We start from the raw sequence: 13,319 nt of genomic DNA, 5'->3' as shown, positions 1-13,319 counted from the left end.
AGCCTCTGATTAAATATGTATCGAGCTGACACTGTTAAAACGTAAAGAGGACCATGCCGAATGGCATGGTCCTCTTTTAGTTCAAGCAGCAACTTTCCACCTACTAGTACGTTAGCTCGCTGTACTTTGTATGACTTGCTCAGATGAAACAGCCTTTTTCTCAGGTAAAAGTATATTGAGTACAATAGCTGTTAACGAGCCTGTTACGATACCGTTCTGTAACATCATTCGGGCAAATTCGGGAAGCTGATCGAACATATGCGGCACCGTAGCTGAGCCAAGACCAACTGCGATACTGCAAGCTGCAATAAGCAAGTTGCGCTCCTTGCGCAGATCAACCTCCGATAAAATCGTCATACCTGACACAGCAACTGAGCCGAACATGACGATCATAGCACCACCTAGCACAGAGCTTGGAATAACTGTCGTAATTGCCGCAAGCTTGGGCAATAAGCCCAGAATTAACATAATGCCTCCTGCCGCAAAGATAACGTCACGTGATTTTACTTTCGTCAACGTGATGAGTCCTACATTTTGTGAAAATGCCGTATACGGAAAAGCATTGAAAATACCACCAAGTGTGATTGCAACACCCTCAGAGCGAAGTCCATTCACAATTTGCTTCTGCTCCACTTTTTCGTCTATCGCTTTGCCAACCGCGAAGTAAACGCCTGTCGACTCAACCATACTGACGATATTAACTAGAATCATCGTAATAATTGCCGTAATGCTAATTTGCGGCGTACCGAAGTAGAACGGTTGTGCGATGCTAAAGTGTGATGCTTTGCCAACCGCTGAGAAATCGACGATGCCCATAAAGTAACCAACACATGTGCCGATTGCAAGACCTATAAGAACAGAGACAGCACGTAGAAATCCTTTCGCAAATCGATTAATGAGCAAAATAACGACCAGCGTAATAAGCGCCAACAATAGGTTGCTCGTCGCACCGAAGTTAGGTGAACCTTGCCCGCCAGCCACATTATTCATTGCTACGGGAATAAGCGACAAACCAATTATCGTCACGACGGACCCTGTCACGATTGTCGGGAAAAATCGCAGAATCTTACCATAAAGCGGTGCTGCTAAAATAACGAATATACCCGATATGATGATAGCTCCATACACAGTAGCTAGATTGGACGCCAAACCTATCGCAATAATAGGACCAACAGCTGTAAACGTACAGCCTAGCACGACTGGAAGCTTACTTCCAAAATATTTGCCGCCCCACACTTGAAGAATCGTCGCAATTCCACATGTGAACAGATCGGCAGCGATCAAATACGCCATCTGCGTTTCATTAAGTTTGAGCGCTGCACCTACGATTAGCGGTACGATAACAGCTCCCGCATACATAGCTAGAACGTGCTGGAAGCCTAAAGTAATGACTCTCTGTTTACTTAACATGCTGCTATACTCGCTCCTTTATGGATAGCTTGTGCTCACTTTGCTCTTCTTCTGCGAAGTGAACCTCGCCTGGCTTCATTGAAGTGATGCGCGCCAGGGAGTGAATTTTCACACCCTTCTCTTCGAGTAAGCCTCTACCCTCTTGGAAGCTCTTCTCAATGATACAGCCAACACCGACAAGTTCCGCTCCGGACTGCCGAACAATATCAACTAAACCTACTAGCGCCGCTCCCGTTGCAAGGAAATCGTCCACAATGAGCACTTTATCATCTACACCAAGGTACCGTTGATCGACGGTAACCTGATAGGTTTCACCACGAGTAAAGGACTGTACCGTTGCCGTATAAACATTGTCTGACTGCGTTACTGCTTTCTTTTTCTTTGCATATACAAAAGGTACGCCAAGTGCAATGCCAGCAGCCATCGCAAACTGGATGCCGCTCGCTTCAATCGTCAGCACTTTCGTAATTTTTTCTCCGGCGAACACCTTTGCGAATTCTCGTCCGGTTGCAAGCGCCAGCTCCGTATCTACTTGATGGTTCAAGAAGGAATCTACCTTCAGCACCTTATCAGAAAGGATCGCTCCTTCTTGGCGTATACGTTGTTCAAGTTCTTTCATCCCATGTCATCTCCTCGTTGTGTGTAAAAGCTTTAATGTTCAGCATCCAACCATACCCCTGAAGCCATTCCTTAGATATTCCGCTTAACATACAAAAAAGACAGACTTCCTTGAGCTAGTTTCTCTCAAGTGAAGCCTGTCCTATTGGAATTTCATCCCTATTCGCACATGCGCGGCGATCCAGCATTGAAACACCTACGGTGTTCCACTGCTCTCGCACTCACTCATAGTCGGACAAATTAACGGTTATCCGGTAGAAACTTATGGGCCATATTCCCAAAATTATACGAGTTCTATTCGATTGTATCTTGTAATAGTACACACTCCGGCTAGTAGTTTCAAGGGTTATTTTTCACTATGAAAAAAAGACCCGGAAAAGGCAATTAGCCTTTAACCGAGCCTGCAACCATACCTTTCATGATTTGCTCTTGGAAGATCAAATAGATAACAATCGTCGGAATAACTGCGATGAACATCGCACCCATCGTTAATGCATAGTCTGTACCAAATCCATCAGAGAATAACGATAGACTAAGCGGAAGTGTTTTAAGCGCTTGTTCATTAATAAAGACGAGTGCAAATGAGAAGTCATTCCAGAAACGAAGAAAGGCAAGAATTGTAACCGTCGCAATAACTGGTAGGCATAATGGGAAAATAATTCGTCCGAACACTCCCCACCATCCGTTGCCGTCAATCATTGCTGCTTCTTCTACTTCTCTAGGAATCGAAGCCATATAAGCCATACCTAAGAAAATTGCTATTGGCAGCTCGAATGCTGTATAAGGGAAAATAAGTGACCAGTGCGTACCCAATAGTTTATATTCACCTATTCCAATTTTGCCCATAAAAATGAACAACGGAACAAGTGTACTATGAATCGGGATTAGCATGCCTAACAGGAACATCCCTTTTATCAGACCACTGAACTTAAATTTAAATCGGGATAATACATACGCTGCTAACGTCCCTAAAACAATTGTCAAAACGACTGATATAAGGGTAACGTAGGTTGAATTAAGCATCGCTCTTCCCATATTGCCTAGTTCCCACGCACGAGTTATATTATCAAGTTGCCACTGCAACGGCCAAGCATAGGAACGGTTGAAAAACTCTTGATTCGTCTTAAACGCACTTATAACGAGCCAATAAAGCGGATATAACGTAACGATTGCATAAGCCAAAAGCAATATTTTGAGAATAAAACCAACCGGCTTTTTCCATGCTGGCGTCTTAAAATCATTCGCCTTCACGTTAGTATTTACTTGCATTTGATTCACTCCTTCATCGGCCTCACTAGCACCCCACTGTGCTTAGCTCCGTCTTTTCGTGATGATATAGTTCAGACCTATGAGCAAGGCGCTGATCAGAATGATCATAGTTGAAACGGCTGACCCGTAACCGTAGCGATAAACATCGAAGGTGTTATTGTACATGTACGTAGCAAGAAGCTCCGTAGATTGTGCAGGGCCTCCACCTGTCATAACGATGACATGGTCGAACGCCTTCAAGCTTCCCGAAATACAAAGTACGATCGTAACAATGACTGTATCCCATACCATCGGTAGTGTTACAGAAACCAGCTTACGATAACCAACTGCTCCGTCAATCTTAGCTGCATCATTCACCTCGGAAGAGATATTCTGAAGCGCAGCGATAAAGATAATTAAATACGGCCCAATGTTTGCCCAGTTGATCGGAATGGATACGGCAAACATGTTGATCTTTGGATCTGACAGCCATGCACGAGTCCAAGAGTCTAAACCAACCATCTCTAGAAATGTGTTGAGCAGGCCAATTTGTGGGTGATAAATATAACCCCAGATAAGACCAACAACAACTGTTGATAGAACCATCGGCATAAATACAGCTGAACGAATCACGCGGTTAAAAAATGTGTTTTTCAGTAGCAGCAATGCAAGTAGAAGTGCGATCGGCACTTGACCAACAATAGCCGATACGACAAGAATCATATTATTTTTGAGTGCTCTCCAGAAAATCTCATCTTGCAGCATCGTAGTATAGTTTTCAAATCCGATAAACTTAGCTGCACCAAGGCCCTTCCAATCGAAGAAACCGTAATATGCCGACCATATAATCGGGATTATCGCAAATACTAGAAAAATGAGTAATGCAGGAAGCAGCGCCAGGGCGACGAAGCTTCGGGTGCGCACTGATGTTAGCATGGCGACAGCCTCCTTCTAATTCTATATCACGACGCGCACCGCGGACGGTGCGCGTTATGATAATGGTGTTAAGAGTTTATTACTTCGTCGACCTTGCTTGTGCTTCTTGCACCTTCTTCGCAACGTCTTCTGGCTTGCCGCCCATCATGAGCTCCTGTAGACCATTATTAATGGTTTCGCCAGCTTCAGCGGACAGATAAGCATCATATACAGGTGTAATTTTTGCGTTCATAGCTACGTTGAAAGCTTTCAAGTACAATGGGCTAACTTTAGAGTTAGCAAGATCCATTTTGTACATAACCATGGAGTTGCTCTCTGCAATTGCCTTTTGACCATCTGGACCACTAATCGCGTAGATTAGGTCAAGAGCTGCGTCTTTTGCAGCACCTGAAGTCTTCTTGCTTAGTGCGAAGCCTGCGCCTGGACCACCAGAGATCGTACCAGCTTCACCAGCTCCGCCTTCGATTGTCGGAAGTGTTGTTACTTCAATTGGAGCTACTTGCTCAGCTGTTGCGGAAGCAGCAAGGTTCGTAAGTGTCCAAGCACCGCTCACCATCATAGCTGCTTTGCCTTGCACGAAGTATTGCTCTGCTTGTGTATTGTCGATGCTGTTCGCACCTTCTTGGAACGCTTTGTTGTCAGCTAGCTCCTTGAACTTGCCAAGAGCGTCTACGAATACTTTGTCTTCGAACGAAGCTTCGCCTTTAACCGCTTTCATAAACCAGTCTGTTCCAGTAACACGATCAGCAAGCGAACCAATAATTGTCGATTGTGCGACCCATGGTGCTTTGTTTCCTAGTGCAATTGGTGTAATACCTTTTTCGTTAAATACTTTTACAGCTGTCATCATTTCAGCCCATGTAGTTGGCACTGTAACGCCATTTTGCTCGAACAAGTCTTTGTTGTAGTAAAGGAAAGATGTAGCGGACAATCCGATCGGAGCGGAGTAGATTTGATTCGGCTCGAATGTGAAGCGATCAAATGCACCGTCCATGAAGTTGTTTTTCCAGTCTGGGTTTTTCTCAGCTAGCGGTGTAATCGGTTGCAACAATCCAGCATCAAAAAATTCTTGGGACTGGCTGCCTGCATATACGAAAAATACGTCTGGCATTTCATTAGCTGCTGCGACTGTACTCAAACGTTGACGGTAGCCGTCAACTGGAATCGCTTGTGCATCTAGCTCGACGTTAGGATTAGCTTTTTTGTACTCGTCAATAAGACCTCTGACCGCTTTTGCACGCAAGTCGTCGCCTGCAAAGTTATGCCATACCGTTAATTTTACTTTCTCTTCTTTGCCGCCTTCTGCTGGCTTATTTGTTCCTGTGCCTGTGTTTGTTTTGTTATCGCCGCACGCAGCGACTAGCAGGGATATTAATGTAATAAGCGTTACAACTAATGTAAGTCTCTTCTTCATAAGTAAGTCCCCCCTCGGTAATGTAACTCAAGTATAGTTTCTATGCCGAACATGTCGTAGGGGGGATAATTCAGGTGTTAGGGGGTCAAAATTCACCGATTTACCTCATTACGGAAATAAGAAGGCGTTTCTCCCGTGTATCGCTTAAAAAGTCTATTAAAATGTTTCATATCCTCATAGCCTACCCGCTTAGCAATCTCGCTAACTTTTGCAGGTGTTTCTCTTAGGAGCCTTATCGCCCATTCTATTCTTGCCTCGGTGACGAATTCAATATAGTTTTTCCCTGTTTCCTTCTTAAATAACTCACTGAAATAATTGGGATTCATATGAACAGAAGCGGCAACTTGGGAAAGGGTTAAGCTTTGATCCAGATGTTCTCTTATATAAGTAAGCGTGCGCTCGATAGTTGTGTTTCGGCCACTTTTCCCACCAACTACTTGCTCGTATTGTACTGTAATGGCTGATAAAATTTGTATAACCAATTGTTCGGGCTTAACGGAAAGTTGCTTCATGTCGAGTTGTTCAAGCTGAGACAGCTTCGGTAAGGATTTTCCAACAGAAACAGCCCCTCGCTCTAGCCAACGGAAACCAGCAACTAGGAAGGAATGGAGGAATGATGTCATGGAGCCTGGTGTTACTTCTAAATCATGTCTAATCATTTCAAGCGTGTTAGCCATCCACGTACATAATCGATCCTTGTCTGCACTTCGCAATACAGCAATAAGAACTTTCTCTTCTTCCTCTGTACATACAGTACGCATGCCTTTACGATGTTTAATTTCCTCGTATGTTACCATACTGGAATTCCCTGTAATCCAGTGAAATGCTGCGGTCTGCTCTGCTGTCTTTAGCGATTCCCTAAGCTCTACTAAGCTCTTCACGGGCTTGCCAGCAGCAGCAAAATAACGTTGATCCATCGCACGCTCTGCTCGTTCAATCGCTGAACGAATTGTCCGCTTCGCACCAGGTTGTCCCGCACGAAAAATAAGAAGCCAGCCCGTATCCCAGTCGAGTACTGCGCAGTCCTCTGTCACATGTAAAATATTGTCCACGTCCGCAAGCTCAGCTCTAGTCTTCGAAGGGATGGTCATCATACCAGCAGAAGTAACAAGCCACAGCTCAAGTGATTCCCACGCTGAAGCGATACGAAGCTCAGGATAATGAAGAAGGACTTCTTCAGCTTCTCGTTCCGTAATGGGCTGATCGCCACGTAATAATCGTTCTAGCAGCTTCGAGCGGAACGCTGTCTGATGAGCCTGTCCCTCTATCATTGCAATACGTTTGTCAGCTATTCTCTTCTTTGCACGCAAAGCAGCCGCCATAATATCCGCTGGACGGCTTGTTTTCAATAAATAGTCGCTAATTCCCTCACGAATCGCTTGCTGAGCATAAGCAAACTCCTCGTACCCCGACAAAATAACGATTTCAGTAAGTGGATAATCCCTCTTCACTTCACTAGCTAGCTCTAACCCTGTCTTGCCCGTCATCTGAATGTCCGTCAATATAATATCTGGTCGCTCTATCGGAATACGAAGCAATGCTTCTTCCGCAGATGCGGCAGGCTTAAGAAGAGTAAATCCACCCTCTTCCCACTGAATAACTGTGCTAAGTCCCTCTCGAATAATAACTTCATCATCGATAATCAATAGCTTCATTCTCGTCCCCCCTCTCCTGATGTCAATAAAGCTAGTTTGCTCGGCTACCATCTACACCCCTTTCTCTCGATCTTCAAAACCAAAATATATAAGTTCAACATGATTATTGATCTAAAAAAATGATCAAAAGTTGAAAGCGTTGTCAAATGAAAATTCAACTTATTACAAACATAGTAGAAAAACAAGAAATTAGTTTACGTCCGTGCGCACTTACCTTGATATAGTATCAGAAATGGCGCTCGAACATCATGTTCGCTTCCGGTGTCCATCTAATACTCTTCATTGTGCTAATCCATCGCTCGCATAAACTCGTCAACATCGCGATTTGCCTTCAACTGATTACATTCATAACAAGCGCAGATGCAGTTAACTGGGGTCGTATGTCCGCCTTTGGCACGAGGTAGCTCATGATCAATAGTATCCCCGTATTTCCCACAGAATCGGCATGTGTAGTTGTCTCGTGTCAGAATCAACAACCTAAACTCTTTGTTGCTATATAAACGGCGAATAGTGTGACGGTTTACGACAACAGCAGCACCCTCCTTGACCAACACATAGGCCAATTCCGGTTCAATTTCCTGATACCAGCGGCGTCCGTTATCCGTCTTTCCGCGCATTCGAATAAAGCCCCCTCCGGTTGGTTTAAGGAACGATACGTCGGAGGGACTTTCCTTTTCTCTTCGCGGGGGTGATGCCGCAACTTCGGCTGTCGCTTGTCGACCAGGCACACTGTTGCCTCTTCTGCGCTTGCGTGCAGGCTTTTTGCGAGATGCAAGCGTTGCGCTTGCAGCAGATTCGACCACAACTGCCTGTGATTCCGATGCTTTCGCAAGCACTTCTCTCGAAGCAGAAGGAGCTGCAGTCGCCGGTTGTCGGCATGATCGGCATGTCCCTCGCCTACTATGTCTTCCCGATCTCCTGCCTGTTCTCCGAAGGAAATCACCAAGCGGCTTAATTGCTCCGCAAGCGGAGCACCGCTTTGACTCGCCATTGGGTTGTTCTTTCATTTCCGAGTGTTGTATATTCATGATTTGAGTATAGCATGTAGCTTCCGCTTTATAAAACGATTCTCTTTTATTAAAAGGTGAAAAAGACAAGTTGCACTCCTCCAATTTGCGAATGCATTCATGAACAATCCCATCCATGGTATACTATTTTCGAATTATAAATGATTAATAAATCATTTCCTCTGCACCCCGCGAATGATTACATAAGAAGCACTGAGCATATCAAACCCATTGCATAACAAATATTAGCAACGGATTGGACATGCTTAGTAAATACGCGTGACTGCATGGATTGCTTCCCAACTACAAACAATCCCTATACAACATAAACAGATACCTGTTCAACAAAAGCACGGAATGACAGGAACAACCAAATGACAAATGATACGATAACTGACATAGGGAGGTGATACGGTTGGAATCGCTTATTAAACTAAAAGACGCACTAGATTATATGGAAACGCAAATGGAGGAAAGGCTGAATATCGAAGAGATTGCCAAGGTTGCGTGTATGTCTACCTTTCATTTTCAACGTATGTTTCAGATGCTCACTGGATTTACGGTTGCCGAGTATATAAGAAAACGCAAGCTAACGCTCGCCGCGCAGGAGCTGGCTGCCACTGCTATTAAAGTACTAGACCTCTCTTTGAAATATGGCTATGACTCGCCTGAGTCTTTCTCCAAAGCATTTCGAAAAATTCATGGCATTACTCCATCAGAAGCTCGGATCGAAGGCGTTAATTTAAAGGCCTTTCCCCGTATCACCTTTAACCTATCACTAAAGGGGGACAAAGAAATGGATTATCGAATTGAAGAAAAACCAACATTTACAGTAATCGGAAAGATGTTGCATACGACTTGCAAGAACGGCGAAAACTTACAAAACATACCTCGTTTCTGGGAAGAATCAAACCAGAATGGAACGGTAGACGAACTGATGGACATGGCAGTAGACGACAAGTCGCTTGGTATCTGCTTCGACATGAACTTCGACACGGAAGAGTTTTCTTATATGATTGCCTGTAGAGCAAAAGCTAACGCAACATCCGAAACGTATACGATTCGTGAGGTCCCAGCATTGAAATGGGCGGTCTTCACTAACATTGGTCCAGTTCCAACAACATTACAAAAAACAATCGCACGTGTGTACCAAGAGTGGTTCCCAGCTACAGGCTTTGAGCATTCCGGCGGACCTGATATGGAGGTTTATGACTCCGGAGACATCTTTGCCGATGATTACAAGACGGAGATTTGGGTGCCGATTATTAAGAAATAAGATGGATTAGAACGCCTTTCCCATCTGAAGCAGGTCATATTGCGGTTATGGAAGCTCCTGATAAGAACGTATTTTTATTAACTCGTTTAGTGAAATTAAACCAAAAAAAGAAGCCTCCGGTGGCTTCGCTTTACGGATTCCCTATGTGGATACCGTAGCTGCGAAGCTCATACGAAGGCTTCTTCTCTTTTATTTAATCCGAAGCTCCCCATCATAGGAAGCAATGATGCCGTAGAGATCAGGTCTGCGATCACGGAAGATCCCCCACTCAATACGCTGTGTTTCTAACGCATTCAAGTCGAATTCGGCAACTAGCACCGTTTCCTCCGTACGTCCCGCTTCCACAATCTTGTTGCCCTGCGGGCCAGCGATAAAGGAAGAGCCATAGAACGTAATGCTGGAATCTTCATCAGATTCCAAGCCAACTCGATTGGATGCGATGACAGGGACAAGGTTGCAAGCTGCATGCCCTAGCATACAAGTCTGCCAATGATCTTTGGAATCGATCGAGCCGTCCTGCGGTTCCGAGCCGATTGCAGTTGGGTAGAACAAAATTTCTGCACCCATTAACGCCATGCAACGCGCTGCTTCTGGATACCACTGATCCCAACATACGCCAATTCCGATCTTCGCATAACGTGTATTCCACACTTTAAAGCCTGTATCGCCTGGGTTGAAATAAAACTTCTCTTCATAACCTGGACCGTCTGGAATATGACTTTTGCGATATTTGCCAAGCACTGAACCGTCGGCATCGATAACCGCTAAGGAATTATATCGAGCATTGTTTTTCTTCTCGTAGAAGCTGATAGGAAGTACAACCTGTAATTCCTTTGCTACTTTGCGGAAGTGATTAATTGCTGCATTTTCTTCAAGCTCTGATGCATGGATATAATAATCCGACTTTTCCTTTTGGCAGAAATACGGTGTTTCAAACAGCTCTTGCAGCAAAATAATTTGTGCGCCTTGCTTCGCTGCTTCACGTACCAACGCTTCCGCTTTACGAATGTTATCATCTCTATCTGTAGAGCAGCTCATCTGAGTAGCTGCAACCTTTACTGTTCTCATCATTATAGTATGCCTCCGTTTCTATTAAGTCCGCCCTGCTGGCATCTGTTGTGTTGTACAGTGGACATTGCCGCCTTCGCTAATAATTGCCATTCCGTTTACTGTGCGGATTTTGCGGTCTGGGAATGCTGCAGCTAATACTTGCTCTGCTTTGCGATCTGTTTCTTCCGCTGCTCCTCCGAATACTGGCAGTATAATGCCCCCATTCACAAAGTAGAAGTTCAAGTAGCTCAGAGTAAGCCTTTGACCATCGAACTCTCTAAGTGGCGGCTGCTCGATCGGAATGATCGTAAGCTTACGGCCTTTTGCATCTATTGCATTTTCCAATATGCGCAAGTTCTCTTGTGTAATCTCGTAATTGTCATCCGCAGGATCATTGCATACTTGCAAAATAACTTTGCCCGGAGCTGCGAAGCAAGCAATGTTATCGACATGTCCATCTGTCTCATCTCCGCTAAGTCCACGCTTCAGCCAGATGATCTCATTTACATTTACGAAACTCTTTACATGAGCTTCAATCTGCTCACGTGATAGCTCCGGATTACGATTCGTATTGAGCAAACATTCTTCTGTTGTAAGTAGAGTTCCCTCTCCATCGGAATGAATAGAGCCGCCCTCCATCACAAGCGGAGCATCGAATTGCTTGACTCCAACATGCTTTAATATTTGTGGAGCTACTGCATCATCTAGATCCCACGGGGAATATTTACCGCCCCATGCGTTGAAGCCCCAGTTCACACCAGCAAGCTCGTCCTGCTCGTTCAGAAGGAAAGTAGGTCCATTATCACGAAGCCAAGCATCATTATGCTCAATCGGCAAGCAATTTACAACGTCATTGCCTGCGAACAAAGCGCTAACCTTCTCCATATCATCAGGATTAACAATGACTGTTACTGGTTCAAACTCCGACATAGCTGTAATAATCTCAGCATAACCGGCAGTCACTTGCTCATAATGCTCTGGATATACCATTGAATCCTGTACCGGCCAGGAAATAAAGGTTCGTTCATGGGTTGCCCATTCAGCAGGCATTCTATAGTTCAATTCATTTGGTTTCATTGTAAGTTCCCCCATATCGCAATCTATTAAGAAAACAGCCCCTTTAGGACCCTACTTATCATATAACAAATCGTCAATATGCTCAATTATTATGATCCTTTACATTCAATCTCTGTTTGAAGAACGCTTGCGGTAACTTTTATCTTATTCTTGTATGCTCTTTAGCAGATTTCAGCAGTTTTGTAACGATACAAATGCCTTTTTTATTATACATCCTGACCATTGTCCATTAAGTACATTCCTTGTTTCTTTGACTTGCATATTCTATAGCAATGTATAGCTTTTCTTATATCGCTAGATGTGAGACTAAGCTCAATATTTCTTACGTACGTCACACATACGTAGGATAACAACCTGCAACTCTTAGTAACGGGGAGGGATTCAGTAATGTCGCAAGCTAATATACCCAATATTACTCCGGATATCAGCATAACACGGGATGATGCTATTAATTTGCTGCTAGCTTCAATCGCTTTAGAGGAATTGGGGCTTAGTCATGTTATTAACGCAGAAGCTGAAAAGATCCAATTTGTACTCGGCACAATACCAGGAATAAGCGGTACAAGCAGCTTTAGTGATCTTCTAGCAATTAATCAAAGTGTAACAGACATGATTAAAGTTATAACCAAAAAAGAATTACTTCTGGAAAACCAACTGTGCAGTATACTCAATTCTGAATTAACAGTTGGCGCTACGGGAGCAACTGGCGCAACCGGGGCGGCAGGGGCATCACCAACAGGTCCTCAAGGGCCAACGGGGGCGACTGGTCTACCTGGTGGAACAGGTTCTCCCGGCAGTACAGGAGCAACTGGCAGCACTGGAGCAACTGGGGCTACGGGACCGACTGGACCAACCGGAACAGATGGAGCTACCGGAGCTACTGGGGTGACGGGGGCGACGGGGGCGACTGGAGCGACTGGAGCGACGGGGGCGACTGGAACAACAGGGGGCACAGGTACCGCTGGAGCAAATGGCGTAACAGGGCCGACCGGGGTGACTGGCATTACCGGAGCAACTGGTGATCCAGGGCTTAATGGGGCGACGGGCGCTACAGGGTTAACTGGACCCTGTCCGGATTGTCCACCAGGACCAACTGGAGCGACTGGGGCGACTGGGGTTGGAGCGACGGGTGCAACTGGCGCTACGGGTGTAACTGGAGCAACCGGGGCGACTGGAGTTGCTGGATTGACTGGAGATACAGGTGCAACTGGCGAACTGCCAACTGTCAGTAACGCAAACTTCGTTACTGTGGGCATTCAGACTGTTGCGGACGACGCTCCACTTATTTTGGCTACAAATCAAACTGTTAATGGCTCATTAATAACGCATACTCCTGGCACATCCGCTATTAATCTTGCCCCGAACCATACGTACTATGTCGAATATGAAACGATGGCGACATCAGCAACTACGACAGCTTCAACGATCCTTCAATTAGATGGTATACCTGTATTGTTTACAGATTCCATCTATCTATCGGATTCAACTATGATCTCAGAGTTAACTAATCATACAATCATTCAGACCGGAGGCACCCCGGGGACGTTAGAGTTAATTAATACTTCTGGAGTAGCAACCGTATTCGATAATATTTCAATATCCATTATTACGCTTCTATAGGTAGAGAG

At 44.9% G+C, this 13,319-nt stretch carries 11 protein-coding genes, 1 pseudogene and 1 riboswitch; of the genes and pseudogenes, 3 read left to right on the top strand and 9 right to left on the bottom strand.

The genetic code is table 11. The annotated features are described in order from the left end of the window. Positions 1–111: 111 nt before the first annotated feature. The 7 genes from MFF31_RS09650 to MFF31_RS09620 all read right to left on the bottom strand — a co-directional run bounded on the left by MFF31_RS09650 (position 112) and on the right by MFF31_RS09620 (position 8,288). Positions 112–1,410, bottom strand: a complete 1,299-nt coding sequence (locus tag MFF31_RS09650; RefSeq protein ID WP_238187797.1) for a nucleobase:cation symporter-2 family protein — start codon at positions 1,408–1,410, stop codon at positions 112–114. Positions 1,411–1,414: 4 nt separating this feature from the next. After that, a complete protein-coding gene (locus MFF31_RS09645; RefSeq protein ID WP_238187796.1) occupies positions 1,415–2,029 on the bottom strand; it encodes a xanthine phosphoribosyltransferase in 615 nt (204 codons plus the stop codon). Between the two features lie 207 nt (positions 2,030–2,236). Beyond that, a riboswitch (purine riboswitch) is annotated at positions 2,237–2,339 on the bottom strand. 73 nt (positions 2,340–2,412) lie between these two features. Next, complete coding sequence (locus MFF31_RS09640) at positions 2,413–3,297, bottom strand: carbohydrate ABC transporter permease (protein ID WP_238187795.1); 885 nt, start codon at positions 3,295–3,297, stop codon at positions 2,413–2,415. A 42-nt stretch (positions 3,298–3,339) separates the two neighbouring features. Further along, complete coding sequence (locus tag MFF31_RS09635; RefSeq protein ID WP_238187794.1) at positions 3,340–4,212, bottom strand: carbohydrate ABC transporter permease; 873 nt, start codon at positions 4,210–4,212, stop codon at positions 3,340–3,342. A gap of 79 nt (positions 4,213–4,291) precedes the next feature. Then, entirely contained in the window at positions 4,292–5,626 is a 1,335-nt protein-coding gene (locus tag MFF31_RS09630) for an extracellular solute-binding protein (RefSeq protein ID WP_238187793.1), read from the bottom strand. A 92-nt stretch (positions 5,627–5,718) separates the two neighbouring features. Then, the gene (locus MFF31_RS09625; protein WP_238187792.1) at positions 5,719–7,281 is read right to left on the bottom strand and encodes a response regulator transcription factor; all 1,563 of its coding nucleotides are present in this window, start codon (positions 7,279–7,281) and stop codon (positions 5,719–5,721) included. Positions 7,282–7,568: 287 nt separating this feature from the next. Continuing rightward, complete coding sequence (locus MFF31_RS09620) at positions 7,569–8,288, bottom strand: HNH endonuclease (RefSeq protein WP_375541308.1); 720 nt, start codon at positions 8,286–8,288, stop codon at positions 7,569–7,571. A gap of 409 nt (positions 8,289–8,697) precedes the next feature. On the opposite strand from MFF31_RS09620, the gene MFF31_RS09615 reads away from it, so the two are divergent. After that, positions 8,698–9,564 (top strand): AraC family transcriptional regulator, encoded by an 867-nt coding sequence (locus MFF31_RS09615; RefSeq protein ID WP_238188553.1) that lies wholly within the window; start codon positions 8,698–8,700, stop codon positions 9,562–9,564. Beyond that, positions 9,558–9,644 (top strand): annotated as a pseudogene (locus MFF31_RS09610) (VOC family protein); the annotation flags it as partial. The gene MFF31_RS09615 and the pseudogene MFF31_RS09610, both read left to right, overlap by 7 nt. A 109-nt stretch (positions 9,645–9,753) precedes the next feature. Here MFF31_RS09610 and aguB read toward each other — a convergent pair. Beyond that, positions 9,754–10,632 carry an N-carbamoylputrescine amidase gene (aguB, locus tag MFF31_RS09605; RefSeq protein WP_238188552.1) on the bottom strand — a complete coding sequence of 293 codons (879 nt, stop codon included), beginning with the start codon at positions 10,630–10,632 and terminating at the stop codon, positions 9,754–9,756. A gap of 24 nt (positions 10,633–10,656) precedes the next feature. After that, a complete protein-coding gene (locus MFF31_RS09600) occupies positions 10,657–11,691 on the bottom strand; it encodes an agmatine deiminase family protein (RefSeq protein ID WP_238187790.1) in 1,035 nt (344 codons plus the stop codon). Between the two features lie 387 nt (positions 11,692–12,078). On the opposite strand from MFF31_RS09600, the gene MFF31_RS09595 reads away from it, so the two are divergent. Further along, entirely contained in the window at positions 12,079–13,311 is a 1,233-nt protein-coding gene (locus tag MFF31_RS09595) for an alpha-helical endospore appendage domain-containing protein (protein WP_238187789.1), read from the top strand. Positions 13,312–13,319 lie beyond the last annotated feature (8 nt).

The organism is Paenibacillus sp. L3-i20 (assembly GCF_022180385.2).
Lineage (GTDB): Bacteria > Bacillota > Bacilli > Paenibacillales > Paenibacillaceae > Pristimantibacillus.
This window is presented reverse-complemented; position numbering and strand designations above follow the sequence as displayed.

Excerpts from the sequence above, each read along its gene's own strand:
- MFF31_RS09635 (WP_238187794.1), bottom strand. The coding sequence starts at position 4,212 with ATGCTAACATCAGTGCGCACCCGAAGCTTCGTCGCCCTGGCGCTGCTT.
- MFF31_RS09650 (WP_238187797.1), bottom strand. The coding sequence starts at position 1,410 with ATGTTAAGTAAACAGAGAGTCATTACTTTAGGCTTCCAGCACGTTCTA.
- MFF31_RS09625 (WP_238187792.1), bottom strand. The coding sequence starts at position 7,281 with ATGAAGCTATTGATTATCGATGATGAAGTTATTATTCGAGAGGGACTT.
- aguB (WP_238188552.1), bottom strand. The coding sequence starts at position 10,632 with ATGAGAACAGTAAAGGTTGCAGCTACTCAGATGAGCTGCTCTACAGAT.
- MFF31_RS09620 (WP_375541308.1), bottom strand. The coding sequence starts at position 8,288 with ATGAAAGAACAACCCAATGGCGAGTCAAAGCGGTGCTCCGCTTGCGGA.
- MFF31_RS09645 (WP_238187796.1), bottom strand. The coding sequence starts at position 2,029 with ATGAAAGAACTTGAACAACGTATACGCCAAGAAGGAGCGATCCTTTCT.
- MFF31_RS09595 (WP_238187789.1), top strand. The coding sequence starts at position 12,079 with ATGTCGCAAGCTAATATACCCAATATTACTCCGGATATCAGCATAACA.
- MFF31_RS09640 (WP_238187795.1), bottom strand. The coding sequence starts at position 3,297 with ATGCAAGTAAATACTAACGTGAAGGCGAATGATTTTAAGACGCCAGCA.
- MFF31_RS09630 (WP_238187793.1), bottom strand. The coding sequence starts at position 5,626 with ATGAAGAAGAGACTTACATTAGTTGTAACGCTTATTACATTAATATCC.
- MFF31_RS09600 (WP_238187790.1), bottom strand. The coding sequence starts at position 11,691 with ATGAAACCAAATGAATTGAACTATAGAATGCCTGCTGAATGGGCAACC.